Source organism: Hoeflea sp., assembly GCF_039975035.1.
In the GTDB taxonomy this organism is placed as follows: domain Bacteria; phylum Pseudomonadota; class Alphaproteobacteria; order Rhizobiales; family Rhizobiaceae; genus Hoeflea.
In genome coordinates this window covers 1-24,719 of the sequence record NZ_JBDWHW010000239.1, presented here as the reverse complement: position 1 = coordinate 24,719, position 24,719 = coordinate 1, and the positions used below count along the sequence as shown (strand labels likewise).

At 58.5% G+C, this 24,719-nt stretch carries 24 protein-coding genes; 6 read left to right on the top strand and 18 right to left on the bottom strand.

Annotated elements, in window-relative coordinates:
• Positions 1 to 848, top strand: an 848-nt coding sequence (locus ABJN75_RS21185; protein WP_348441600.1) for a calcium-binding protein, incomplete at its 5' end; no start/stop codon positions are given.
• Between the two features lie 8 nt (positions 849 to 856).
• Here the strand turns inward: ABJN75_RS21185 and ABJN75_RS21180 are convergent.
• The 16 genes from ABJN75_RS21180 to ABJN75_RS21105 form a co-directional block, all read right to left on the bottom strand.
• A complete protein-coding gene (locus ABJN75_RS21180; RefSeq protein WP_348441599.1) occupies positions 857 to 1,672 on the bottom strand; it encodes an ATP-binding cassette domain-containing protein in 816 nt (271 codons plus the stop codon).
• Complete coding sequence (locus ABJN75_RS21175) at positions 1,576 to 2,355, bottom strand: hypothetical protein (protein WP_348441598.1); 780 nt, start codon at positions 2,353 to 2,355, stop codon at positions 1,576 to 1,578. Before ABJN75_RS21175 ends, ABJN75_RS21180 begins: the two co-directional genes overlap by 97 nt.
• A gap of 59 nt (positions 2,356 to 2,414) precedes the next feature.
• Positions 2,415 to 3,392: a Gfo/Idh/MocA family oxidoreductase gene (locus ABJN75_RS21170; RefSeq protein ID WP_348441597.1), complete on the bottom strand. Its 978-nt coding sequence runs from the start codon at positions 3,390 to 3,392 to the stop codon at positions 2,415 to 2,417.
• Positions 3,393 to 3,394: 2 nt separating this feature from the next.
• Positions 3,395 to 4,576: a UDP-4-amino-4,6-dideoxy-N-acetyl-beta-L-altrosamine transaminase gene (gene pseC / locus ABJN75_RS21165; RefSeq protein ID WP_348441596.1), complete on the bottom strand. Its 1,182-nt coding sequence runs from the start codon at positions 4,574 to 4,576 to the stop codon at positions 3,395 to 3,397.
• A gap of 148 nt (positions 4,577 to 4,724) precedes the next feature.
• Positions 4,725 to 5,867 carry an N-acetyl sugar amidotransferase gene (locus tag ABJN75_RS21160; RefSeq protein ID WP_348441595.1) on the bottom strand — a complete coding sequence of 381 codons (1,143 nt, stop codon included), beginning with the start codon at positions 5,865 to 5,867 and terminating at the stop codon, positions 4,725 to 4,727.
• Between the two features lie 11 nt (positions 5,868 to 5,878).
• Positions 5,879 to 6,667, bottom strand: a complete 789-nt coding sequence (locus ABJN75_RS21155; protein ID WP_348441593.1) for an imidazole glycerol phosphate synthase cyclase subunit — start codon at positions 6,665 to 6,667, stop codon at positions 5,879 to 5,881.
• Complete coding sequence (hisH, locus tag ABJN75_RS21150) at positions 6,661 to 7,284, bottom strand: imidazole glycerol phosphate synthase subunit HisH (protein WP_348441591.1); 624 nt, start codon at positions 7,282 to 7,284, stop codon at positions 6,661 to 6,663. The genes ABJN75_RS21155 and hisH overlap by 7 nt, the downstream gene beginning before the upstream one ends.
• Positions 7,285 to 7,294: 10 nt before the next feature.
• Positions 7,295 to 8,305, bottom strand: coding sequence for a class I SAM-dependent methyltransferase (locus tag ABJN75_RS21145; RefSeq protein WP_348441590.1), 1,011 nt, complete (start codon positions 8,303 to 8,305; stop codon positions 7,295 to 7,297).
• A complete protein-coding gene (locus ABJN75_RS21140; RefSeq protein WP_348441589.1) occupies positions 8,305 to 9,420 on the bottom strand; it encodes a putative sugar O-methyltransferase in 1,116 nt (371 codons plus the stop codon). Before ABJN75_RS21140 ends, ABJN75_RS21145 begins: the two co-directional genes overlap by 1 nt.
• Positions 9,417 to 10,421 carry an N-acetylneuraminate synthase family protein gene (locus tag ABJN75_RS21135; protein WP_348441588.1) on the bottom strand — a complete coding sequence of 335 codons (1,005 nt, stop codon included), beginning with the start codon at positions 10,419 to 10,421 and terminating at the stop codon, positions 9,417 to 9,419. The genes ABJN75_RS21140 and ABJN75_RS21135 overlap by 4 nt, the downstream gene beginning before the upstream one ends.
• Positions 10,422 to 10,516: 95 nt before the next feature.
• Complete coding sequence (locus ABJN75_RS21130) at positions 10,517 to 11,599, bottom strand: polysaccharide pyruvyl transferase family protein (protein WP_348441587.1); 1,083 nt, start codon at positions 11,597 to 11,599, stop codon at positions 10,517 to 10,519.
• A gap of 34 nt (positions 11,600 to 11,633) precedes the next feature.
• Positions 11,634 to 12,341 carry a hypothetical protein gene (locus ABJN75_RS21125; RefSeq protein WP_348441586.1) on the bottom strand — a complete coding sequence of 236 codons (708 nt, stop codon included), beginning with the start codon at positions 12,339 to 12,341 and terminating at the stop codon, positions 11,634 to 11,636.
• A 4-nt stretch (positions 12,342 to 12,345) separates the two neighbouring features.
• Positions 12,346 to 13,371 (bottom strand): hypothetical protein, encoded by a 1,026-nt coding sequence (locus ABJN75_RS21120; protein WP_348441585.1) that lies wholly within the window; start codon positions 13,369 to 13,371, stop codon positions 12,346 to 12,348.
• Between the two features lie 51 nt (positions 13,372 to 13,422).
• Positions 13,423 to 15,573, bottom strand: coding sequence for a hypothetical protein (locus ABJN75_RS21115; protein WP_348441584.1), 2,151 nt, complete (start codon positions 15,571 to 15,573; stop codon positions 13,423 to 13,425).
• Positions 15,566 to 17,743 (bottom strand): hypothetical protein, encoded by a 2,178-nt coding sequence (locus tag ABJN75_RS21110; protein ID WP_348441583.1) that lies wholly within the window; start codon positions 17,741 to 17,743, stop codon positions 15,566 to 15,568. The genes ABJN75_RS21115 and ABJN75_RS21110 overlap by 8 nt, the downstream gene beginning before the upstream one ends.
• 65 nt (positions 17,744 to 17,808) lie before the next feature.
• The gene (locus tag ABJN75_RS21105) at positions 17,809 to 18,552 is read right to left on the bottom strand and encodes a TylF/MycF/NovP-related O-methyltransferase (RefSeq protein WP_348441582.1); all 744 of its coding nucleotides are present in this window, start codon (positions 18,550 to 18,552) and stop codon (positions 17,809 to 17,811) included.
• A gap of 236 nt (positions 18,553 to 18,788) precedes the next feature.
• Here ABJN75_RS21105 and ABJN75_RS21100 point away from each other — a divergent pair, with 236 nt between their 5' ends.
• The 5 genes from ABJN75_RS21100 to ABJN75_RS21080 all read left to right on the top strand — a co-directional run bounded on the left by ABJN75_RS21100 (position 18,789) and on the right by ABJN75_RS21080 (position 23,319).
• Entirely contained in the window at positions 18,789 to 19,655 is an 867-nt protein-coding gene (locus ABJN75_RS21100) for a rhamnan synthesis F family protein (RefSeq protein WP_348441580.1), read from the top strand.
• Positions 19,655 to 20,623, top strand: a complete 969-nt coding sequence (locus tag ABJN75_RS21095; RefSeq protein ID WP_348441579.1) for an ATP-grasp domain-containing protein — start codon at positions 19,655 to 19,657, stop codon at positions 20,621 to 20,623. The genes ABJN75_RS21100 and ABJN75_RS21095 overlap by 1 nt, the downstream gene beginning before the upstream one ends.
• A complete protein-coding gene (locus ABJN75_RS21090; protein WP_348441578.1) occupies positions 20,620 to 21,297 on the top strand; it encodes an HAD family hydrolase in 678 nt (225 codons plus the stop codon). Before ABJN75_RS21095 ends, ABJN75_RS21090 begins: the two co-directional genes overlap by 4 nt.
• A gap of 14 nt (positions 21,298 to 21,311) precedes the next feature.
• Positions 21,312 to 22,181: a hypothetical protein gene (locus ABJN75_RS21085; RefSeq protein ID WP_348441577.1), complete on the top strand. Its 870-nt coding sequence runs from the start codon at positions 21,312 to 21,314 to the stop codon at positions 22,179 to 22,181.
• A gap of 268 nt (positions 22,182 to 22,449) precedes the next feature.
• Complete coding sequence (locus tag ABJN75_RS21080) at positions 22,450 to 23,319, top strand: DUF2793 domain-containing protein (protein WP_348441576.1); 870 nt, start codon at positions 22,450 to 22,452, stop codon at positions 23,317 to 23,319.
• 13 nt (positions 23,320 to 23,332) lie between these two features.
• Here the strand turns inward: ABJN75_RS21080 and ABJN75_RS21075 are convergent, their stop codons facing one another.
• Both ABJN75_RS21075 and ABJN75_RS21070 read right to left on the bottom strand, forming a co-directional pair.
• Positions 23,333 to 24,064 (bottom strand): acylneuraminate cytidylyltransferase family protein, encoded by a 732-nt coding sequence (locus ABJN75_RS21075; protein ID WP_348441575.1) that lies wholly within the window; start codon positions 24,062 to 24,064, stop codon positions 23,333 to 23,335.
• 10 nt (positions 24,065 to 24,074) lie between these two features.
• Positions 24,075 to 24,719, bottom strand: a 645-nt coding sequence (locus tag ABJN75_RS21070) for an N-acetylneuraminate synthase family protein (protein ID WP_348441574.1), incomplete at its 5' end; no start/stop codon positions are given.

The window sequence follows — 24,719 nt, the reverse complement described above, 5'->3', positions numbered from 1 at the left end:
ACGACCGGCTCGAGGGCGGGGCTGACGCAGACGTGCTGATCGGCGGCAGCGGCATCGACACCGCGCGGTACAGCCAGTCGGCGCAAGGCGTGACGATCAATCTGGGCAATGGCACCGGCACCGGTGGCGAGGCCGAGGGCGACACGCTGTTTGGCATCGAGAATGTCGAGGGCTCGGCCCAGGCCGATATTCTCTACGGCAACGGCTTTGCCAACGGACTGCAGGGCTTCGCCGGCGCTGACGAACTCTATGGATTCGGTGGCGAGGACACCTTCAACGGTGGGGACGGCGATGATACGCTGGACGGTGGGGACGACAGAGACATTCTGTATGGTGAGAACGACAATGACGTCATTGTCGGCGGCGGTGGTGACGATGCACTGATCGGTCAGCAGGGCAATGACCGGCTGTTCGGCGGTGCAGACAATGATTCGCTCGATGGGGGCGCCGACAATGACGAACTCATCGGCGGCGACGGAAACGATTACCTGCTCGGCGGCGACGGAAACGATTCGCTGTATGGCGGGAGCGGCTTCGATACGCTTGTGGGCGGCAGCGGTGTGGACACGCTTACAGGCGGCGCCGGAGGTGACACCCTGACCGGCGGAACTGGTTCAGACTTCTTCTATTTTCAGGTCGGTTCGGGTGTGGATGCAATCACCGACTTCGAGGATGGGATCGATTTTATCGACCTCACGACCTACACCGGCGCAACAGCGCTCAACACTGAAATCGGTCAGTCGGGAAGCGATACCGTGGTTACGATTGCCGGAAGTAGCGACCAGATCGTTGTCGTCGGATTTAACGCAACCAATCTGACCGTGGATGCGGATTTCGTATTTGCGTGAGGGCTGTTTCACGCTGACGGGGTCTGATCCACGGTTTCGATTTTTTCGATGGCGCCGCTTCGCATGTGTATGATTTTCGTGCACAGGCGTTGAAGAAGGCCCATATCGTGGGAAGCGATGATCAGCGCGCGGCTTTTGTTGACCATCTCGTTCATTCGCTCCTCTGCCTTTTTCTGAAACTCGGCATCGGTCACACTGAGCCATTCGTCAAGCAGAAGAATGTCGCGGGAAGCATAGGTGGCAACTGCAAAAAGTACGCGCATCTGCATCCCCGAGGAAAACGTCTTCAGGGGATAGCCGCGGTATCTATCTTCCAGTTCGGTGAATGCCCAGATCTGATCGATCAGTTGCTGCGTGGGCTTTGTGCTTTCCAGCCTGAGCAGCATCTGGATGTTGTCAACAGACGACATGTCGGGACGAATTCCAGCCCCGAGGCCGAGCAGCGGCGCGAGCGTGCCGTTGACGAGCATGGTGCCCTTGGTCGGAGGATAGATGCCTGCGAGCAGCCGCAAAAGCGTCGATTTTCCGGATCCGTTCGGCCCGTAAAGCCCAATCCTTTCTCCATCCGAAATTTCCAGGTCGATGCCATCAAGAGCCCGCACATAATCGAGTTCGCGTTTGCGTCCGGTCAACGTGTCCAGGACCAACCGCTTCAACGAGTAGTGTGAAATGTCGGCGACCGGATAATCGAGGCGGATATTCTCCAATTTTATCAACGTCATCTTTATCAAACCCAGAATGCGACATGTTTTATGCGTTGCAGAGACAAGTAGTTGGCGATCAACAGAAGCGCGATCACGAGCGCCGAAACCGACCAGCTCCACAAGGGCGCATGGGCATCGAAAAGCATAGGGTCTCGCCAGAGCGCCATCAACTGGGCAAAAGGATTATATTTCACAAATCCGGCCCCACGCTCGGACAGGATCGTTGGAGACCAGGTCACCGGCGTCAGGAGAAACAGCATCACCGCGCTGGATTCGATGATCGCCCGGATATCGCGAAAGCGTGTGGAGATCATGGCAACCGGCGTAACTACCAAAAGAACAAACACGAGAAACACGACAAGCCCGGGAATCGCCTCGATGAAGCCGGCGATTGATCCCATACCGAACCACCACATCAGCACCAAGCCCACGCCTATGCTGTGCACGAGATAAATCAGATGGCGGAAATACACAAAAAAACAGAATGTCAGCCAGTTCGCGCCCCGATCCCGGACATAACTGTTGCCGTGTTGAAACGCGCTCGTCGCCTCCAGCAGCGTTCCCTGGAAAAAGATCCAGACCGTGTAGCTCATAGCCAGGAAGGGCAACTGGAACGAAAGCGGAACCTTGAACAGAAAGGACCAGACGAAACCGATCGAGAAAATGAAGATCATCGCACTCAGGGTGATCCAGAATGGCCCCAGAACCGACCGTACATAGCGGGATTTTATGTCGAACAGGGCAAGAAAATAGCCCTGGATCAACGATGATCTCATTCTATTGAAACTGGCCGTCTTCATCATGTCTCCTGACTTTGCATCCCGTATTGCCGCGGGCGCCGACGCGCGCGGTGGCCTATTTTTCACCCCAAGACAGAAGCGTGTCCAGACTGCTTCCACTGCAACTGCAGGTGCATGATGGCGATCATGGTGTCAATCGACGTCACAGGCGAAGCCCGCGATTGAACTGCTTCAAGGACATGACGCATCTGGTCTAGATACATCTGGTTCAGGTCAAAAACTGTTTCATCATAGATCGTGCCAGGCTCGTCTCCGGGTTGAAACAGTTGCACCAGGCCGGTCTGGAAGTCCCATTCCACGGTGCCGCGGTCACCCGAAATATGGTATCGCCTGCGGCGGCAGCGCTGGATATAGTCGGTCATTAGGCTTCCCAGCGCTCCATTGGCGAAGCGCATGCTGCAAACGGCGACATCCTCGGTCTCGATGGGAAGCGCTCCGGAGCGCGCGGTCATCCCGAGAATGCCGGTGACCGGGCCCAGAAGCCAGCTCATGTAGTCGAGTTCATGAGTGTCGTTGACCGCACCGCCCCCCAGGTCGATCCGCGCCGAATAGGACTTGCGGAAATCCTCCCAAGGATGCCAGTCAGGCAGCCACTGGCCGGCAATCACCTGAATGCCGGTGGGCCGGCCAATCGAACCCTGGTCGACAAGAGCCTTCATCCGCTTGAACGCCGGGTGAAACTTCCAGTTTGATCCGACATGAGCATAAAGCCCGGATCCGGAGACGATCCGCGCCAGGTCGCCGGCTTCTTCGGCATCAAGACCCAGTGGTTTTTCGACGAAGAGATGGATCCCCTGCCGGGCTGCCGCAATCGCCTGTGACAGGTGGAAGCTGTTCGGACTCGCGATGACGGCGAGATCGAGGCCGTGTTTCAATGCATCCGCCCAGTCCGCATGGGCAGTCCCGCCGAGCAACGACAGAAAGCTCGCCCGTCGCTCCGGGTCGGGATCGAAACCCACGATGTCCTCGACGCCGAATGATCTGAGATTGCGGGCATGCCGCATTCCAATTGAACCCAGTCCAGCTATGCCCACACGCATTATCAAATCCGCTCGTTCACAATTCCATCAAGGGTTTCAATCACGTGATCCACTTCATCGTCGCTCATTCCCGGAAAACACGGGATCGAGAGGCATTCCTCGTAATAGCTCTCCGCCGCGGGAAACGTGTCGGTCCGGTTGAGAAAGCGATGTTCCCACCAGGGCTGCCGGTGGACCGGAATGTAGTGGACCTGTGATCCAATATCGTGATGACGCAACAGGTTCATGACCTCGGATCGCGACTTGCCGACAGCCGCGAAGTCCACACCGATCACATAAAGATGGTGTCCGGATCTGGCTCTTTGCCCAGCGTCCGCCCCGCAACGCCGAATGTGAGGCAGGCCCGACAGTCGGCGATCATATTGTTCGGCGATCGCGCGTCTTCGAGCGATGAAATTGTCCAGCCGCCCCATTTGCGCTGTGCCCAGCGCTGCCTGGATATCGGACAGTCTGTAGTTGAGTCCCAGTTCCTGCTGTTCATAGTACCAGGGCTCGCCTTTGTGGCCCGGTCTCAGCGCATCCGGATCACGCTCTATCCCGTGGCTTCGCAAGAGCCTGAGCCGTCGCGCCAGTTCGTCGTCCTCGGTAACGACAATGCCGCCTTCGCCGGTGGTAATGGGTTTGACCGGATGGAAGGAAAAAACGGTCATGTCCGCGTAGCCCGGCGCGCCAATCTTGGTGCCGTCCTCACGGTCAGCGCCCAGCGAATGCGAGGCATCCTCGATGATGATGCGCTCACGCCCCGCCACATCGCGCAAGGCATCTCCGTTGGAACTCAGGCCGGTCATGGAGACAGGAATTATGATTCGTGTTTGGGGATACCGGTCGAGATGGTTCGAAAGCGCTTCAGGCGACATCGACATCGTGTCCGGATCTATGTCGGTGAGACAAACGTCAGCACCGCAATAGGCAAGGCTATTGGCGCTGGCCACGAAGGTCATCGTCTGTGTCACGCCAATGACTCCGGGGGCGGCTCCGGCAGCCATCGCGGCCACATGCAGCGCTGCGGTTCCGCTGGACACCGCAACAGCATGCCGTGCTCCGAGATACTCGCAGACACTGGACTCGAAGGCTTCGATTGCCGGTCCCTGTGTGAGGTAGTCGCCGGTGAGGCAATTGACGACAGCGTCAATATCGCCTTGCTCGATGGATTGCCGACCGTAACCAATAAACCGTCTGGGCATTAACAAATTCCAATGTTCCGCCTGGGGATTGCGATATTTAGCGAATTGCAGCGCACGTGGATAGGGTCGAACCGTTGGTGCCAAAATAGATCATTATGTCGAGCCTGCAAGGTTTGACTTGCCTGACCGGACGTCGCGATCATGGTGATCAGACCTGCTCCCAGATATTCTCTTTGACCCACTCGCCACTCTCCGTCCTGCCCCACACCCGGGGACTGCGGAACCTGTCGGCGATTTCGTCGAACCAATGCTTCGAGCGCTCGACATAGTTGAGCCAAAAATCGATATCGGATGACCTGACGTGGTCATAGCGGCGAACCATCTCCATCCCTTCTTCCCGGGTCATCTTGCCGGACCGGATATCCTTGCACGCATGATCGGAAGCGCGACCGTAACCGAACTTGACATACTTGAGATAATCGTGGGCGCCGTTCTCATAACGATCGTCCAGGTTTGACGAGATCCGATAGGTGCGCTCGAATGGAACCGGAGACTGTTTCCAGCCGTATCTCTCCTGCACCAGTTTCGTGTGTTCGTTGGCATCCCAGCGATCGTAGTTGCCGATGTAGATGCCGCGCGTTCCATTGGCCTCGATTTCGTCGTCGCTCGGGTAACGGAACATCTCCAGCTCATGCTCGCTGACCGGATCTTCCTCGTCACCGACGAAGTCATACCAATCGTAGCCTCTGAGCGCCATGTCCTTGCGCCAGCGCGCGGTGAATTCCGGATCGTCTCCATGGGAAAGCATCCCGCCCATCAGCGTCCATCCGTGCTCACCATAAAAAACGAGCTTTATGCCGAACTGGGTCGCCATTTTCATCGGGAGCGTCTGAATACCAGCGTGGGCATGCCAGTTCATGTCGCCGGTCAGCCGGAAGCCCAGGCGATTCATTCGGACGAGCATGCTGATCGAGGGTGAAGCGATGTAATGGTCGACATTGAAAACCTCTTTCATTCGCAAAAGGTTTTCCCAACCGGTGTCGAGATAGTTGTTTCCATTGTAGGTGACCAGAAGCGGCCGCAAGCCAAGAATTTCCTTTACGAAATGGGTCTGGAAGTAGCTGTCCTTGCCGCCCGATACACCGATCACACATTCATATCCGGTGGATTTCCGGTAAGGCTCCACGAGTTCGAGAAGGTCTTTCAGACGACCGTCCCAATCCACTTTCTGCCGCAACTCGCTCACCCTGCATCCCGTGCAAACACCATTGTCGTCGAAGGCCAGAGGCAACGCGGATGAACTCGGGTAGACGCATTTGCTGCACCATCTCAGTTTGGGGGGCGTAGTCATGTAGGTCCGGCTCATCGGATGTCATCCAGTTGGGATCTGAGAAAGCGTTTTGCCTGAGGATAGGCGTTTTCCTTGAAATGGAAAATGTTGCCGGCCGCCGCCGCCGAAGCCTCTGTTTGCTGCAGCACATCAAGGAAGTGCTGCTTGTCGCCGGCGCCTCCGCACGCAACGACGGGGATCGAGACAGCATCTGCAACAGACCGGACAGTGTCAACATCATACCCTCTCGCGGAGCCGTCCTGATCCATGCTGTTGAGCAGTATCTCGCCCACGCCAAGCGCCTCGGCCTTTCTTGCAGCAATGACGGGATCGAGATCCGTCGGCCGATTGCCGCGCCCGAAAAACACCTGTGGCGCGCCCTCGACGGTTCGGTAGTCGATGCTTGCGACGATGGCCTGGCTTCCAAACTCCCTGGTGGCTGCCTCAACGCCCTCGGCATCGGTGTAAAGCATGGAATTGACCGTGACCTTGTCCGCGCCATTGCGGATGCGCAGCCCTATGTCAGCTACGGAACGGATTCTGCCGCCGAATGTCAGCGGGATATTGCACTGTATACTGGTTCGTTCAATGAACTCGAGCATCGTCATCACGGGAGGATATCGATAGTCGTTGCGGTGGTGATCGAACACCGAGTCCTCCGCGCCAATATCCAGGATAATCAGTTCATCGACATCCCACTGAATCATGCGTTCGACATGGGCCACCGGCTCTCCAATGAATTGATGCAGGGCAAAGTCCTGGCTCCGGACCATCCATCCGTCCTTGAGATAGAGGACCGGTATCAGCCGTCGCTTCAACACGGGACTTCCTCCAGAAATCTGCCAATGAGGCCAAGCCCTTCCTCGGCGCTCTTCTCGGGGTGAAACTGCACACCCGTCACATTGCCAAAACTCACGGCGGCGACGAAATCGATCCCGTAGCTTATTGTGGCCGTCACCGCCTGCTGATCGCAATCGAGATGATAGGAATGAACGAAGTAAAAATCCCGGCCATCCGAAGGCGCAAGGAGCGGCCCTGCCCCAGTCTTCACCGCGATGCTGTTCCAGCCGATATGGGGAACGCGAAACCCGTCCTCGGCAGGAAGGCGCCTGGTTACGCCGCCGATCCATCCGAGCCCTCGGTGACTTCCAAACTCCTCGCAGTCTTCCGCAAGCATCTGCATGCCCACGCAGATGCCCAGATAACGCGTGGACCCTTCGATCACCATTTCGCGCAGTACGTCCTCGAAGCCCCTTTCGCGCACCAGACCAAGCGCGGCACCGATCGCGCCCACACCTGGAAGGATAACCTTGTCGGGCTGGTATCGCGCGAGTTCCTCCCCGTTGATAACCCTTTGAACGGCGACCGATTTCCGCTCGCAGGCGTTGACCACCGATCTCACATTTCCGATTCCATAGTCGATGACGGCAATCTTCATGACCGGGGCCTCAATTGCTCAGCTGCGGCTTTCGCGCAATTGCCCACATGTGAGACGACAGACCATTGTCGGCCAGGAATGACTGAAAGGGCTCGCCGAGTTCGTACCATTGCTCGATCAGGACACGGCTGAGAAACGGGTTGCCTGAGAGATCCACCTCGCCGGACAGGACCTTGTTGCGGACAATGTCGCAATCGAGTTTTCCCGGAGTGGTCAGTTCCATCGTTTCCAGACCTGCCGTCTCGAGAAGGTCTTCGAGACCGCGGGGCGTGAAAAGAGTGACGTGCTCGGGATAAACCTGGTCCGAAGCAGTGCCGAGCAATTCGACATCAAAGCCCGCCGAGTTTGGCGTCGTCAAAACCAGAAGACCGCCCGGCTTCAGAAAACGCACGATCTGGGCAAGAAAAGCGCCGGGGTCGCTGACATGCTCGATGGTTTCAAACGCGGCAACGGCGTCAGCCGATTGATCAAGCCCGGTGGAACTTTCAGCCGTCGCCTCGATGGTCTCCAGTCCTCGTGCACGGCAACTCCGCGCCTGGGCCTCTGAGGGTTCTATGGCGATCACGCGGTCAAACCGCCCCGTTTTCACGGCCTCTTCACAAAACAGCCCATGCGCGGCCCCCACCTCGATAAGCGTACCTGGACTCCGGTCCTGCCCGCCGAAGATATCGAGAAGCCGTTCAACCCGTGGCTGGAACACGCTTTTTCTGCGGACTTCCGCCGACGCAGGAAAAATGACTTCGTTCCATACCTTGTAGAGCTCCGACCCGGCATAGAAATCGCCAAGCACCGAAACCGGCGGACGCGGATTCATGAACACGGTTCCGCATTTGCCGCACTGGTCCCAGTTGAAGCCAAATTTCTTGTGTTTGGGCTGGCTTTCGGTGGCGCCGCAGGCAACGCAATCGCTGGACACGAACTCCTCGACCCGCGCAGCCAGCCGGGCGACGTCCTTCTTCTGCGCGGCAAACCGGAGATCATCGAAATGCTTCGGTCTTATGTCGGCCTCCGAAAGCGGCATCAGCGCTGCCCCCTCCGGTGGATGTACCAGCGGTAGTCACCATGAAGTCCATGAAACGGATCGAACCCGGTGGCGATCAGCGGAAGCGTGTCCGGATTGATCCCAAAACGGGACGCCGGAATGCGCTCATGACCGCGGTTGATTACGCTGGCACGATCCATGTTATGATGGACGAACCAGCCATCGGCAACCGTCTGGATTCGCTCGACATAGGCCGCCAGCGGTTTCGCGCCAACCTCCGACAGGCTGAACATATTGACAACCGCATCGAGGCTTCGGGGGCCGAGATCGCGAATGGCGAAGTTCGGCATGGCGGCGACCGTTCCGGGGGCTATATTACCCCGGTCGGTTGGCGTCGCGGTTTCCCCGTACATCACGACCCGATCGGCACTCAACGCGCCGGCGACAAAGTAGCTGTAAATGGCAAGCGTTTCGGGAAGGTCGTAATTGATCCATGCCGCGTGCGGTACCCGGGTCATGAAATCCACCGTCAGTCCGCCGTATCCTCCACCGATTTCCCCAACCAAGGGAGCGTTCAGCCCGCCGACCATGCCACGCAAGTCCCGTGACATCAGATGGTAGCGGCACGCCTTCGGCGAGATCACCGTGCCATTGATCTCGTAGCCCCAGGGATTTCCCACCGGTGCGGTGGCGAGTTCCTCGACGTCCGTTCCGGTGAGTTCGCGGGTAATGAGCCAGTTGCGCACGATGTTGTGGGCGAACCGTTGCCGCATGGGGCTATCGGGATCGGACAGGGCTTCAAAAGACGCATATTCCTTGACGATCAGCGCGAGGCTGTTGCGCCAGAAATCGCGCAGCGTCAGTGCGGCTTCCTCGATAGAGCGTGTCTGCAAGGCATTGCGAAAAGCCGCATCATGGATCGGATGGTTCGACCACTCACCCTCCGGCATCCATTCGGAAGACAAGCCTTGCTGGTCACGCTTTGCGGCAATGTAACTCTCGCAGATCCTTTCAACGAGGGTCTCGAGCTCCGCATCCGTTTGCTTAGGCGGCACCGGCGCAAGCCCGGCCGTAAGCACCTGGTCGCTGATATGCCCCGCCGGGTCAAACCGGGATGAATGGTCTATGCCTGGCAGCAGTGGATAGCTTGTCACGGCTCGATGATCTCCAACCTGAATGGTTCCGATTTCAGGATCGGCTGCGCCAGTGTCCTGCCAACGAGTTTTTCCGCATCCGCGGGCGACAGCGGACCGGCCGGACGAACCGGCAATATGTCTGCGGCTGTTACGACATGGCCCGCGGGAAGATCGCGCGCTGCCCACAGACCCCGGCGTGCACGGCTCTTAACCGCGGCTTCGGCTTCTCCGACTTTCGGCGACCTGACGGCAAGCGCGGCTTCACAGGCCCGGATATCCGCGATGAAATCGGTCAGCATCTGCGGCTCCATGGCGTAGGAGTGATCGTATCCGATCGGCGACGCACGATCCTGGGTCATATGCTTCTCGATCCACGTGGTGCCAAGTGCGACCGCGGCGATTGCTGAGACCGAGGTTTCCGTGTGGTCGGAATAACCAACCGGCAGGCCAAAAGCTTCGCGCAAGACCCTCACAAACCCGATATTGGCCGCTTCGACCGGGCAAGGGTAGGCCGAAACGCAATGCAGCAGCACAACATCCTTTGCGCCGCAGCGCTCAATGGCGTTTACCGCGGCTTCTATCTCGCCGAGGTCGGACATGCCTGTCGAAAGAAGAACCGTTTTTTCAGTTTCGCAAGCCAGTTCGATGAGCGGAATGTTGGTGGTGTCGGTTGAGGCTATCTTGATATAAGGGGGATCCATCGCCTTGAGCTTGCCCAGGGAAATGGGTCCGAACACGGACGCCGAAAAAGGAATGCCAAGCCGGACACTTTCCTGAGCGACCTGCCGCCATTGTTCATCCGAAAGCTTTTGTGCCGTCCGTGCGGCGATCGGAGGATTGTCGACAAGCTGTCCGTTCTCGCGGATCTGACCAAGGTAGAGTTCCTCGGGCTCGATGAATTGGAACTTGATCGAATCGGCGCCGGCCTCTTGAGCCAAGCGCACGGATTCGAGCGCCGTGGTGGCATTGCCTTCATGGGTTGTTCCCGCCTCGGCTATGATATGAACTCGACCAGTCATGGGTATTCCTAATCTCGGCTTCGGCACCGCTTGAGTTGCGGCACCCGTTGGTTCTGCGCATTGGAGCCGCCACTGGTGCGGGATCCATTTCCTGTTCAGGTGGCCGCCTGAAACTCTCTTACCGCCCTGGCAAATTGTGCAAAACCCCGACTGGCGACCTCCCGGAGGTGGGCGTGGGTCGAAGCAGCCTCATCACGCAATTTCCAAAGCCGGCCAAAGTCATCGAGCCGCGAGGTGACCTCCTTGACCACGTCGTCGCACTGGATCATGTCGATATCCCATTCGCCGAAGCCGACTGTTTCCATCAGGCTCTTGGCCCGCTCGTCGTAGGATATGTTGACGCATGGCAGGCCGTAGGACAGGCGCGGCAGCGTGGCGTGAAGCCTGTATGAAACGAGAAGCCTGGCTTCGGCCAGAATGGCGAGGAACGTCAGCGAATCCTCGTTGAAGATGTATTCGACGCCCTCGAAAGCAGCGGCGAACTCGATGTCCCTGATGTCATGACAAAGCAGCTTGACGCGATCATGTCCCTGCGAGCGCAGCAATGCCACAATCGCGTCGATGTCGCGTTTGACCTTGGCCTTGTCTGAAGGCGGAATGTTCATCAGCGCCGGGTTGCGAATGGAGACAAGGGTAAGTCCGGAATTTGCCGCAGCCACTGTGGGCAGGCTGGACCTGGTCTCGTTCAGGAAAACCGTCGGACATCCCCCCAGCACGGCGTTGTCGATGCCGTTCTCCGCCATGTAGTCCAGCGTCGCCTGACATCTCCCGTGGCTGACCAGCGCCCTTGCATTGAGTTTGCGGATTCGATCAAGCGGCATCCGGTCGGTACGCGGCGTCAACTTGCCGTTGCGGCCGTAGACGCGACCCATCGAGAGGCTGAACAACATCAAGGGCGGCTCCAACTGGTCGATGGCGTTCATGTCGAATTCGAGTTCGCCGTTCTCGTAAAGGTTTCCGCCGCCGACGATGACGCCGTGTCCATACTGGTTGACCTGGTAGATCGTGCCCGCGTTCAGTCCGGCCTTGTTGTGGCTTTCATATTTTGAGGTCGCGGGAATGGAAATCAGGTTGACTTCTTCCTGAAACGCCTCGGCCAGAAACTGTTTGAGCCCCCTGGCGATAACATCGTTGCCAACATTCAGGGCCCGGGGTCTCACATTGAAAATCGTAGTCATTGATGCTGTTCCGTCTTGGTGCCGCGAGCATGTGCTATCGGAAGTAGCCACTTCGAACCGCGCTCATGTGGTCCACATTCAGAAACGGCTGATCAAGATCAACCACGAAGCGCCTGAATCTCTCCAGATCCTCGGACGTGTCTATCGTTAATCGAATACCAGTCAAGTCTTCTGCCGCGCGCCCGCTGTCACATGTCAGCCCGATAGTCTGATTCTCGGGCAGGTCGCGGTAAAGAATACGGGTGACATGTTCCATCGTTTCGCTGTCCGGTCTCACTTTGCTTAACGCAGCAAGCGTCCTGACGTCAACAAGTTCGACGCTTACCCCGTAAGGATAGGATCGGGGAGTGAGATTTGTGATCAACCCGGTTGCCCCGGGACGGTACAATGTGGCCGCCTCGCGAATCAGTCGCGCCTCGACAAACGGAGAATCGCCGTTGACGCGGAATGCGCCGTCCAATCGCAGGCTCCGTGCGGCAGCGAGAAAACGATCGGTCACATCGGTCGCACTTCCGCGATAACAGGCAATGCTGTTTGCCGCGGCAAATTCCACAATCGGCAAATCAACGGTGCGCGAGGAGGTGGCAATGACAATCCGATCCGAGACGATATCCCCGGGCAACCTCTCGATGATGTAGCTCAACAGCGGTCTGCCAGCTACCTCGGCCAGCACTTTGCCGGGCAGCCTCGCCGAATCCATGCGGGCAAGAACAACCGCGCCCAGGCGCGGGGCGGTTTTCATTCCCTCAGACCCTGTCATCGACTTGTTCCGGCATTGGCTCGACGTGGGACTCGATCGCCTCAAGCACGCGCTGCGCGCCCTTGTTGTCTATCAGGCCTTTCTGGCGCTGGCGAAGCGCCCGCAAGGTGTCGCGGCATGAACTCAATTCCTCGATCGTATCCTTGATGCCCATATAACTGCCATCGAAGAACTGGCCACCATTTATGCACAGCGCATCATACTCCGTGGCAATGCCTGCCGATGGATCGCCGCTGCGCCGGACCGAGATGACCGGCAAGCCGGCATAAATTGCCTCGATCGTGGACATGCCGCTGGAGAGGATTCCGACCGCGCAGTTCGCCGCCACACTCCACATCGACCGGTTGGTCCTGGCCAGAATGATCTCGTGGCGGCGTATTGTGCTGAGCCTCGAAACCAGCGTGTCGTGAGAATGGGAGTAGCCGTCGCCAAGCATGATCCACAACAGCAGGGGCATTTTCACATCCCGGAGCAATTCAACCATCAAGCCGGAGTGGTTGTCTGAATCGGCTCCTCCGAAGCTGAGCATCACCGACAACGAGGGATGCGCCAGTGCGGTTTCGTGCTGGCTGTCGGCAATCGGGCGGCACTGGCTGTTGATGATGGCATAGGCTAGTCCGGCAAAGATCTTCGGTCCTTGTATGCCGTTCACGTCCGAACTGCGGGTGAAGAACAGATCCGTCCTGTCGGCATGTTCGAAAACCGGGGAGATCGAAGCCACCGTCGGCGTGTTGGTCCTGATGGCCGTAAATGCGGCCGTGCTCAGAGCAATACAGTCGCAAACACAGACGTCGAAACGGCCGGCGGATACGATTGCCGCCGCTTCGGAGTCCGAGGAAACCATGGTGGTCCGCGTTTCAAGTTCGCCAAAAACCGGGAGGAATTCTTCGTCCGCTACGGCGACTATCGCTATTTCGTGGGAGCGATTGGCAACATGGGCGAAGCTCGCAGCACGGTATAGATGACCAAGTCCGTGAGACTGCGACCCCCGGCAAAGAATGGCCATTCTCATCTCATGCATCCTTCAGCGAACGTTTGGGCGCCCATTGGTTCAGGGGCACAATCACGATATGCGGCGAGACTGGATGAATGCGGTCAGTCGCCGTGCCGCCTCTTCGACGATACCTTGCCTGTTGCCATATCGCTTCTGGCTCAGATGGGTGAGATTGGGCAACATCCGGTCCGTCTCGCCGTCATCTGATATGCGGTATTGTGAAACACTTCCGTATCCGGCGGCAAGTGACAGGGTTGGAATGCCCGTCATGGCCACCAGAGGTTCAATGGTGGAAGGCGTCGCCAGCATGATATCCATGCATGCGCCGAGCGCCATGACCCGGTCGATATCGTTCATCAGATCGACCCCCGGCATCATGTGCAGGTCGGCGCCGAAGCGGGTCTTTGCTTCATCGATTTCCTCTTCGGTCACCAGGTACTGAAGGACCACCCAGTTGATCCCGGGCAAGGTCAGGATGGGGCCAAGTTCATCGATGGTGTAATGATTTCGGTGGATCCTCCCCGAGCGCCAGGAAAGGCCGACATTGATGTTTCCGGACGGCAGGCCCGCCAGCCATTCGCGGGCGGCCGTTGTCATCCCCGTGTCAGCAACAAGGCGGAATTCCGGAGCATCGGCCGGAAGTCGGCCACCGGCCGTGAAATAGGCGGCGAAGACGTCCTCGGAGATCACCACATCGCCATAGCTTTCGATCTTCCTCATGATGGCCACGCTTGTCATGGTCGATTCAATCGACCGGTGGAGTCCTTCCCGCTCTTCGTGAAACTGTTCTGCGGTGACCTGGTGCATACCCGTCGTCCGGGACCGGGTGATGAACTCGATTTCCGGCACCGAGCGCTCCAGCAAGGCAACAAGACGCTCGTCGACAACACAGGCATATTCGAGGTTTCCCCTCAGCATTTGCCTGAGCATGAACACCCGCCAAAGGTCGTCGCCGATGCCGTTCGTGTTCAGCATCACCGCCCGCCTGGGCAGCAGGTTGCCACTGGCATGGCGCTCGGTCGGCTGCAATCTGGCAGGGGTTTGATAATTGATCCAGTTCCCTGCGGCACCCGCACATTGGATCTGTGCGGCTTCCCGCCAATGTCCCGCACCCGCCAGAAAGGAGCACGCCCGCCAGTGCGGCTCGGGCAGGTATCCTCCGGGATCGCTGCTTGACGCCTCCAAGTAAACCTTGAGAGCCTCAGCACTGTCCCCGAGATCCTCAAGGATATGGGCGATCAGCATGGTCAGATCCGGTGATGCCTCGATCCGCGGCTGTCCCGGGGCAAGCCGTCCAATCAAATCTTCCGCCAGGGCCAGTAGATCCGAAAGTGTCCCCGTATCTGACCCGCCAGCCTCCCGGTAGCGATGCCAAAGTCGCAGCGCGGCCAGCGAAAGTCTGTGCGGGTCGTCCTCCGGTGATTCAGTGCCATTGATCAGGGAATCGATTTCGGCCGCAATCAGACCTGAGCGGCGGGTATCCCCGCAAGCCTCCACCGCGATTTGCTGCCAATGCAACAGCCGCATTGCTTGCCCGTGACGAAGGTCGCCTTTCTCGCGTGCGGCGTCGACCAGTTCGACAATGGAGTCCCAACGTTTGCCGGGGACGAGAAACGCCTCCACCGCATCAAGCGTGGGTCCGGGATCGTTGCCGTAAATATACGGATAAAGGGCTGCCATCCGGGCGAGGCGCTCATTCTGAGAGATGCGCAACAGCTGCCAACTCCGCTCCCAGATCGCACCACGTGGCGCGTCGTGAAGGTTTTCGGCCACCTCTCTTGGATGCATGTCTGCGCCATCTTCGTAGGCGATCATCCGCTTGAAACCGGCGATCGCCTCACGGGCTTTGTCGACATGGAACCTGTCGCCATTAATCCGGTAGGAGGTCTGATCGAGCACCGGATCGAACTCGTCGCATATGGAGAGTGCAGCCGAGTTTCCACGCTTTTCCCAGACACTGGCTATGAGGCTGCTGATGTCATACGGACTATGTCCGTTCCTGACGGCGTTTTCATGCCATCGTATGGCATGGTTGAAATAGTTCCATTCCTGCAGGAAAGGCGCCCAGACCGGATAAATCCGATCAAAATCACTGGGATCCGCGGCTTGTTTCGACAATTCAGCGTCAAGATCGTCTATCGGGCGAGATCGAAACAACTCAAGACCGGCAAGATACCGTTGTTCCACAGAGAGTTCGCTGTTGGGCAATAGTTCAAGCATCTGTCGCCTGGTTTCCGCCTTCACGTTCGCTTGCCAGTGTCTGAAGCCGACGAGCAAGCTCCTCGAGAACGCCCTTCTTGTTCTTGTAGTGGAAGGTGTTCAGGTGCCGGATCGACGGGAAAATCGTGTCGACCTCACGGTCCTCTTCCGTCCGCCAGAGATCGGGCAGAACAGGAGTGGTTGTCAACGACAGTGTATTGGCGCCAACCGCGCCCGCGAGTTCCCGCGCCGCCGTTCCCGGCGCAATCACCACGTCCGCGGCGACGGAAAGGGCGGCAAGTTCCTCAAGATCGTCGCGCCGGTCGACACCGGGCATCTTGTACAGAACCGCACCGAAATTGGAGAGTATTTCGGCTTCTTCTTCGTCGGTATCCGAATATTGCAGTGAGAAAAACGTCACGCCGGGCAGCGACCACACCGGGCCGAGATCCATCACGTCCACATAAGATTCGCTCCGGATCTTGTCGCGAAAGCCGCTGCGCCAGGAAATTCCGACCTTCAGGACGCCAGGAAGGGAATCGATCCACTCACGCGCGGATCTGAGGATCTCCGGGTCGACCTTCAGTAAGGGAACCTGACCGCTGGATCTGAATTTGCCGTGCTGCGTCACGTAATGAAGGAACACATCCTCGGAAATGATCAGATCCCTGCATTTGTGAAAAGCCTCGATGCCCTTTCGGGTAATCCGCGCCAAATCGGAATCATCGGGGATGCCCTCGCGGTCCTTCCAGTATTCTGCCTCACTGACCGCGAATTTGCCGCTTTGCCGGGAGATCGGAATGAGTTCCAGGTCCGGGAAGGATCGCGCCAGCAGGGGCTGCATGCGAGGATCCACAGTTACGGCGATGTCGGCATCTAGCTTGCGGTATCTGTTGAGCAACCCCAGCCTGATGATTTCGTCACCAAGGCCCTGGCAACCAAGCATCACGAACTTGCCTTCAGGAATCAAATGGCCGGTCGCGTACCGCTTGGCAAAGGGAATTTTCGAGAACCCCCGATAGTTGAGCCACAGGATCTTACCGGCCTGTGCAAGAATGGCAGCCGCCTCCGGCCAACGATCCAGAGCCATCAGAAAGGAAACATACCGCCAGGTCGTATTGGGGAGATAGTAGGGAACCCCCTCGGCCAACAACATCTGCATGTAGTGAAATTCGGCGCGCTCGTTGTCGAACACTGCCTCATAGTGGCACGCGAGATGGAAGTGAGCCAGATGAACATACTCGCCGGAACCCTCAGAAGCATGCTGCAAATAGAGGTGCATGTGTTCAACGAGTCCCTCGGCGTCATCGTTCTGCTTGGCGAACAGGGCCGCCCAGTAGTGCTGCTTCGGGTTCCGCGCGGAATTGGGCGAGACCCGCTGGACGCTCCGATCCAGCGGGAGACCCAACTCGTAAAGAGCCTGGTTGCGAATCGTGTGAAGTTCCCGGAGCTGCGAATCGATCTCCTCGATGCTCGGGACGCTCTTCGACCGGGGCTCACCAGAGGCGCGGCGGCTTTTGCGCGCTTTTGCCTCTTTCAGTCGCGCTTCGGTTTGATCAAGAAGCTCGATCGCCAGATGATGTCGCCCGGAAGGAGCGGCGACGTTGACAATTATGTTGCGAATGGAGGGGAGTTCGTAACTCGTAAGCCGGGCATAGGTCCGGGCATAGTGATCGACCTTGGCGCCATTGTTGACCTGGTGGGCCAGCCACATGAGTCGGTAGGCGCGTGACGCTATATCTTCAGAATGGCTTTTCTGCTCTCCAAATCCGAAGATATCCTGATTGTGACTCTCTGCATACGTCGCGAGGTCGAGTTTCAGAAGGCTAAGGTAGTCGTAAAAGTTGTTGGAAGCTCCCGAGCCAAGCCGAACGATTTCGCCCAATTCGCGGGAATCGAGTTCACCGCTTGCGGCGCGAGCCAGCACAGCCCTTGTCTTGTATTTTGATTCATCGACATTTTCGGCTGCCCAGTCGAGGAATTCGATCTGCCGCTGCCGCAGGCCCATCCGCCTCAGGTTATCGGCCCATTGGTCGACGAAAACCTGGTTCCCGGTCAGCGCGCTGAAACGCACTAGTGGTTCCAGGATGTCGGGCAACCAGGTGTTTTGCCTGTAGACGACAAAGCGGTGCATCTTGCGAAACGCGGGGTAAATCACACGTCCGTGAACCGCGCGCTTTATTCGGGTCATACCCCGTTCTCTGTTCACGCTGAGATCCAATCCTGGCTGTCCGAATCTTCGCCGTCCGCTTTGGGCTATTCCCCGATAACCGCGTAGGAAGCATAAGCTTCGAAAGGAAAACGGCGAATCCGCAAATTATTTAGGTCAACGAACTCCTTCAATGCGCGGGTCTCGCCGGGCCAGTGTCGCACGGCGAGTTCATCAAAGGCAACGATCCCGCCTTTGGGCATCAGCGGAAGGATGGTTTCGAGCGCAACCTTGGTGGGTTCGTAGATATCGAAATCGAGATATAGCATCGCGACAACAAGGTGAGGATTGTCCTTGACGTAGCGGGGTATTGTATCGGTTGCGTCGCCTCGCACCAATTCTCCCCTTTGGATGTGTGGCACCGCCCTGTTCATGTCGGAAAGCTGCAATCCTTGCGCGATATCGGCATAACAGGAGTCGGAGAAATGATTCTCGTCGACATTCGTGTCGACATCGTCCTTCAGGCTCCGGAAGCCCTCGAATGTATCGAAACCGATGATCGAGCGGGTGAGATTGTAGGGTTCGTAGATGGATGCCAAATGATTGAGCAACATGAAATTGTTGCCGCGATGAACGCCGCATTCGATGATGGCGCCATGGACATCAAGGATCTTCTCGTAGAGCTTGATTCGGAAAAGGCTGCCGGTCAGTGATTGACGGGAACAGAACACGAATGGCTGATCCAGATACTCGCCATTCTTGTAGCGCTCATTGTTCTCAATATACTCACGGCGCTCATCGTGAAAGCGGTCTTCCAATCCGGTTCTGTTTACAAACGGTATCTTGGCCATCGGCTGGAACCTGATAGTTTTTGTGGGGTTCGCTTGGTTCGTCGTTGTCGGCGTTGTAAATCAATTCTGGAAAAGAGCAACATTGGGTAATCAAAAAGGGTTTGCTTGTTCCTACGGGTCAAGCTTGGCCCCAAGCACCCAGCCGAGCAACGGAAAGCCCGTGGATACTGCCGCACCGCCTTCGCTGAGAGACCTGGGCAGGAACCGAAGCCTGCAAAGACGGAGCCCGTGAAACGATGATGACCCTGTTGAGGAAAATCCGATTTGCCGCGGGCACGGCCATGGAAGTGGCTTTCGGTCTGGTTTTTCTGTCTCCATCCGGCCAGGCTCTCTGGAAGAGATGGCAACACCGTTCGCAGAGATCGGCCGATAACGTTCAGTCGACCAGACTGGGCATGGTCGCCCACGTGTTTTATCCCGACATGCTCCCCGAGATTCTCGATATCTGGCGGCGCTTTCCCGCGGGGTCGAAACTGGTCGTTACCACCACACCGGAGACACTGGACAAAGTTAGGGCGGGCTTCGAAGGCGTCGATGCGACGATTCGGGTGCTGGAAAACCGGGGGCGTGATATTGCCCCGCTCCTGCACTTGCTTGCGGAGGGGGTGTTTGACGATTTCGATGCGGTTCTCAAGCTTCATACCAAACGCAGCCCGCATCTTCTTAATGGCGGCATCCGGCGCCGGATGCTGCTTGCCATGCTTGGCGGCTCCGACATGCAGATCCGCAAGGCCGCGAATCAGTTTCAGTCTCCGAGAGTTGGCGTTGTGGGCTGGGCGGCCTGCTACAGGACCAGGCCAGCCTACTGGATGGCCAACCGCGAACGGGTTACAGCGGCGATGAAGGCGGTCGGCTCGCTTGAACAACCGGCCGTGGCGTTCTTCGAAGGCTCCATGTTCTGGTTCAGGCCGCAGGCGATCAAGGTGCTGGCGATTCCCTTTGGCGATCAAATGGCTTATGAGCATGAAGCCGGGCAACTTGATGGAGCTTTGCAACATGCTATCGAGCGATGTTTCGTGTTGGCGGCGGCCCATGAGGGTTACGATACGCATTCAATGAGCGGCAAGCGCCTGTACGCCGCTGCGGCGGGGAAGAATCGGTGATGAAAAACGTGCTCCTGACCAGCAGCGGTGCAAAGGTTCCTCTGACGCAATGTTTCCGGAAGGCCGCCTCCGAACGTGGTGACCTTCTTTACACCGCCGACATTGCAGAGACTTGCATCGCCGCATTGTTTTCAGACGGGTATGTGCGGCTGCCCAGAACAGACCCGGATTCCGAAACCTATGCGGCTGCGCTGCTCGCGGCTTGCCGCCAAAACGGCATCACCCTGGTGGTGCCCACGCGCGATGGCGAACTGGTACTCCTGGCCAAGCTCGCAGAAGAGTTTGCCGGCGAAAGGATTCGCATCCTGGTTTCCCCTCCCGAATCAATCGCCATCTGCCGGGACAAGATCCGGTTCACGAAAACGCTCCAGAAATATGGACTGCCGGTCCTGCCGGCTGTCGAACCCGATGAGGCCGCGTCGATGCTGCCGGTGTTCGTGCGGGCTCGCGACGGGGCTGGAGGGCGTGGGGCGATGGCCATTCGCGACCCGTCCGGCATCGAGGCCGCGGGCGATCTGTCGGGCTACCTGATCAACCGGCTTGTCGACACCGCACGAAGCCGCGAGTTCACCATCGACACACTGATGTCGCTGGATGGTCGACCGGTTCAGGCCGTGGCGCGCAGCCGGGACATGGTGGTCGACGGCGAATCCGTCATCTCGACAGTCGTCGAGGACCCCGAACTTGAGGCCTTGAGCCTCGAGTTGTGCGAAAGGATCGGCCTTTGTGGTCACAACACCGTGCAGGCGTTTCGGCTTGAGGACGGGGAGCCGTCATTCATCGAGGTCAATCCCCGCTTTGGCGGCGCTTCAAGCCTGTCGATTGCGGCGGGGCTGGACTCCCCCGCGCGCGTGATTGCCCTTGCCGCAGGTGACATGTCGGCACTCAACCCCCGACCCATAATCCGTGGAACGCGACTGGTCCGCTACAAGACAGACATGTTTCAATGGCCCGGAAACAAGCCATGAGTCCGATTGTCCTGTTCGATCTCGATGACACGCTCTATCCGGAAGCGGCTTATGTCCGAAGCGGTCACCGGGTCATCGCGCAGAGGATCGCGGCGCGAACGGGAAACACCGCGGATTCGGTGTATTCGACGCTGCGCTATGACTATTGCAAGTTCGGCCGCGCCGGCCTGTTTGACCGGATGATCGAGGCCTATGGACTGCCGGCAGACATCGTCCGGGAACTGGTAAAGAGCTACCGTCTTCACAAACCTGAGCTCACACTCGACCCGGAGGTGAGACGCCTCCTCGCGACATTGAGAAGCGATTACAGGATTGCCATCGTGACGGATGGGGACGTCAACATGCAGAAGGCGAAAGTTGAGGCCTTGGGCCTGAGCGGACTGGTGGACCTCGTGGTGTACTGCTGGGAACAGGAGGCGAGGAAGCCGGAGCCGGGTGCCTTCATAGATGCGGTGCACCAGCTTGGCGGCCATGCCGAAGGCGCCATCATCATCGGCGACGATCCGACTCATGACGTCGAAGCTGCCGTGAGAATGGGGGCGGGCTGTGTGCGGATCCGCGCCAACCGCTTCGCGGAAATTGAAAGCGGAAGGCGGCCGGCACGCTACACCGAGATCGATTCCGTGCTCGAGACCCCCGCGGCGATCGATCGTCTTGCGACCGGCCACGGATGAGTGTGACGGCGACCATGCTTGTGACCTGCGGTCCGGACACGGGCCTTGGACATCTGCGCCGGATGCAGGTGCTTGCCCGCGCCCTGTCCGGTCGCGGCGCCCGGATCGGCTGGTGTGTGGATGGAGTGGCGGCGCTGGCCGGTGAAGAGGCCGTTGCCTTCGACCGGAATTCCGAATTCACCTCCGACATCCTCGTGGTCGACGGTTACAATTTCGACCTTGCGTCGCTGCGAAGCGGGTTTGGCGGCTTGCTCTGCGTTGTCGATGATCTTTGCGACCGTCCGATAGACGCGGACGTGGTCGTCAATCACAACCTCTATGCGCCGGATCTGAATTACCTGCAGGCTTCCACGTGTCTCCTCGGTCCGGGCTATGCCCTGATTGACCCGGAATTTGGCCGCATTTCTCCCGGAGGAGCCGGCGAAGACGGCGACATTCTCGTCACTCTGGGTGGCGCCAGACGTTTTTGCGTCCTTGCCGTCGAACTGGCCGGGGAAATCGCCCGGCAAAACGGCCGCACGGTCGGCGTAGCCGTGCCGGAACCGCTCTCGGACGTGCCAATTCCACAATCTGTGCGGCTTGAATGCAATGAACCCATGGTAGGCCTGTTTTTGAGGTACCGAAATCTGGTGACCGGCTTGGGCGTCAGCTATCTCGAGGCACTGGCCTCGGGCAAGCCGTTGTACGGGATCAGCCTGATCGACAACCAGCAAGAAGCCCTCGGTGCCGCCGCGAAGCTTGGCCTGCCAGTCAGTCCGCTGCTTGCCCCGAAACAGCTCGCCACAGGGATTGTTCGGGAATTGGCGCGTCCGTTCAGTTCTGTCCGCCTCATTGATGGACACGGGTCGTCACGCGTTGCCGACGTGCTGATGCGCGCTTTGTGAGATCCCAGGACAGTGGTTTCGTCCCCACCTTGCCAAAGGGCCGTAGAATGGATGCTCCGCAAACAGGAGTTGTTCCCATGTCCACAACCGATCGCCTGAGTCTGCCCCTGATCCTGCCCTCCCAGGCGCAAAAACACGTCACCCACAACGAAGCGCTGCTGATGCTCGACATTCTTGTCCAGCGTGCCGTCAGCGGCTGCCAGACCACACCGCCACCAACCAGCGAGGAAGGTGAACGCTACATCGTGGCAAGCGGGGCATCCGGTGAATGGGAGGCCGGGACCAAGTCCTGGCCATACGGCAGGGAAACGGGTGGCTTTATCTTGAACCCAAGGCCGGATGGCGCGCTTACGATCTTGAGGCGTCCGCGCTGTACATCTTCGACGGAACCGGATGGACCGACGCCTTGGGCGAAGCGAGCGTATCGACGTTGGCCGTCAACTCCGTCGCCGACAACACAAATCGTTTGTCGATCCGGAGTCCCGCCAGCCTTTTCGATCACGAAACCGGGGATCACCGGATTTACGTCAACAAGCAAGCGCCCGCCGACACCGCGTCGATGCTCTTTCAGAGCGGCTATTCAGGCAAGGCGGAGTTCGGAATCGCCGGCGACGATGCCCTCTCATTGAAGGTTGCCGACGAGAACCGGACATGGCGCAAGGCGATGACCGTGGCGCCAGCTTCCGCCCATGTCGGCATCGGCGGCCTGAGCGATCCGCAGGCGCCTCTTCATGTCCTCGGCGACATCCGGATGAGCAGCAACAGTGCATTCATCGCGTTCTATGACGCGACGGATCAGGCGCGCAGCGGCTACCTGCAGGTTCACAAGGACCACGGATACTATTTCGTGTGCGAACTGGCCAAGCCGATGATGTTTTACACGTCCAATCAAATGCGCCTGTTTGTTGGAGCAGACGGAAAAATCGGGATTGGCGGCGTAATTGAGCCGACAACTGCACTGCATGTCGGCGGGCCGGCCCGCGTGGGCGCCTATCAAGCCGCAACCTTGCCGTCGGCTTCAACCAACGGCGCGGGGGCGATAATCTATGTTGAAGACGATCCCGGCGGTGCGGTTCTGGCGTTTTCGGACGGTGCTGTCTGGCGCCGGGTGACAGACCGAGCGGAGGTGACGCCGTGAGACGCTGCCGGCTTCAGATCCGGCGCATCGAATCGCGCGCGGTGCACAGCATCTCGGCAAACTCGATATCTGCGGGCTCATCGATGTCGATCGCCTTCCAGGAAGGCAGTTCGTAGGAGATGTAGTTGCTGTCATCCTCAAGGCTGGACGCAGCCATCAGCCAATCCCGCGAAAAGATGGTGAAGGTCCCCGTTTCGTAAAACGCCGGCTCAAGATTCTGTCCGCGAATGAAACTGCCTCCAGGCGTGATCGGAACCAGCCGCCCGTCTTCCTGCCGCCGGAAATACCATTCCGGATAGACTGGTGCGCGCGCAACCGTAAGCAGATTACGCTTGCCGCCATGCTGGCAATAGACGTCGTAAGCCGCCGAAAGATCCTTTGCTTCAAGCAGCGGGGAGCACGGAAACAGGATAAAAACGTCATCGTAGCGTTCGCCCTGCGCCTCGAACTGTTCAAGGATCCAACGCGCCACCGGCAGCAACGGCGTTACGTCATCGGCGAGACTGTCCGGGCGGCGCGGATTGACGTCAGCGCCGCAAGACAAGGCCACTTCCGCGATCTCGTCATCATCGGTGGAGACGTGAACCCTGTCGAAGATCGCCGCCGCCTGTGCCTCAAGGATGGTATGGGCGATCATTGGTTTGCCCATGAAGGGGTAGACGTTCTTGCGCGGGATCCGCTTGGAGCCGCCCCTGGCGGGCAACAGGGCGAGCCGCCGCCTTGCCATGTCTTCCGGCGAGATCATCTTGCGGTGCTCACTCGAACATCGACCATTCGGCGGGCTCGCCATAGGCGATGTCGCGCGCGGCTTTCTTGCCGATGATCTCCTTGAGATGGCGCGGCAACAGCCCGTTGCCCGGACGGATCGAGCGGACGTGATGCCCGGTCACCGTTTCGCCGGCCGCCAGAGCTTTCACGACATAGATGCTGCGACGGAACTTGCGGGTGACGGCATCGGCCTCCGCCTCGCCGAGATCGCCGTCTCCGAGGGCCGCGTGTGCATCGCGTATCCCGTTGCAATAATCCCTGAGCTCATCCTTTTCCAGCGAGAATGCAGAATCAACGCCGCCATCGGCGCGGCGCAAGGTGAAATGCTTTTCGAATATCGGCGCACCGATGGCGGCTGCAGTGAACCCGGCCGTCAGGCCCATCGTATGATCAGACAACCCCACCCACACATCGAACTTGTCCTCTAGCGCCTTGATCCGCAGAAGGTTTGCCTGGTCAATGGGTGTGGGGTAGGCGGAGATGCAATGCAGTATAGCGAGGTCGGTGCATCCGTTTGAACGTAGCACCTCCAGGGCTTCGCTGATCTCGGTCAACGAGGCCATGCCGGTCGACTGGATAACCGGCTTTCCCGTTCCTGCGACCTTTTCGAGAAGCCCCCAATCGATGATTTC

Bases quoted from the DNA above. Each gene is read 5' to 3' on its own strand.
- ABJN75_RS21175 (WP_348441598.1), bottom strand. From the start codon at position 2,355: ATGATGAAGACGGCCAGTTTCAATAGAATGAGATCATCGTTGATCCAG.
- ABJN75_RS21170 (WP_348441597.1), bottom strand. From the start codon at position 3,392: ATGCGTGTGGGCATAGCTGGACTGGGTTCAATTGGAATGCGGCATGCC.
- pseC (WP_348441596.1), bottom strand. From the start codon at position 4,576: ATGCCCAGACGGTTTATTGGTTACGGTCGGCAATCCATCGAGCAAGGC.
- ABJN75_RS21160 (WP_348441595.1), bottom strand. From the start codon at position 5,867: ATGACTACGCCCCCCAAACTGAGATGGTGCAGCAAATGCGTCTACCCG.
- hisH (WP_348441591.1), bottom strand. From the start codon at position 7,284: ATGAAGATTGCCGTCATCGACTATGGAATCGGAAATGTGAGATCGGTG.
- ABJN75_RS21145 (WP_348441590.1), bottom strand. From the start codon at position 8,305: ATGCCGCTTTCGGAGGCCGACATAAGACCGAAGCATTTCGATGATCTC.
- ABJN75_RS21135 (WP_348441588.1), bottom strand. From the start codon at position 10,421: ATGACTGGTCGAGTTCATATCATAGCCGAGGCGGGAACAACCCATGAA.
- ABJN75_RS21130 (WP_348441587.1), bottom strand. From the start codon at position 11,599: ATGACTACGATTTTCAATGTGAGACCCCGGGCCCTGAATGTTGGCAAC.
- ABJN75_RS21125 (WP_348441586.1), bottom strand. From the start codon at position 12,341: ATGAAAACCGCCCCGCGCCTGGGCGCGGTTGTTCTTGCCCGCATGGAT.
- ABJN75_RS21120 (WP_348441585.1), bottom strand. From the start codon at position 13,371: ATGAGAATGGCCATTCTTTGCCGGGGGTCGCAGTCTCACGGACTTGGT.
- ABJN75_RS21115 (WP_348441584.1), bottom strand. From the start codon at position 15,573: ATGCTTGAACTATTGCCCAACAGCGAACTCTCTGTGGAACAACGGTAT.
- ABJN75_RS21110 (WP_348441583.1), bottom strand. From the start codon at position 17,743: ATGACCCGAATAAAGCGCGCGGTTCACGGACGTGTGATTTACCCCGCG.
- ABJN75_RS21105 (WP_348441582.1), bottom strand. From the start codon at position 18,552: ATGGCCAAGATACCGTTTGTAAACAGAACCGGATTGGAAGACCGCTTT.
- ABJN75_RS21100 (WP_348441580.1), top strand. From the start codon at position 18,789: ATGATGACCCTGTTGAGGAAAATCCGATTTGCCGCGGGCACGGCCATG.
- ABJN75_RS21095 (WP_348441579.1), top strand. From the start codon at position 19,655: ATGAAAAACGTGCTCCTGACCAGCAGCGGTGCAAAGGTTCCTCTGACG.
- ABJN75_RS21090 (WP_348441578.1), top strand. From the start codon at position 20,620: ATGAGTCCGATTGTCCTGTTCGATCTCGATGACACGCTCTATCCGGAA.
- ABJN75_RS21085 (WP_348441577.1), top strand. From the start codon at position 21,312: ATGCTTGTGACCTGCGGTCCGGACACGGGCCTTGGACATCTGCGCCGG.
- ABJN75_RS21080 (WP_348441576.1), top strand. From the start codon at position 22,450: ATGGGAGGCCGGGACCAAGTCCTGGCCATACGGCAGGGAAACGGGTGG.
- ABJN75_RS21075 (WP_348441575.1), bottom strand. From the start codon at position 24,064: ATGATCTCGCCGGAAGACATGGCAAGGCGGCGGCTCGCCCTGTTGCCC.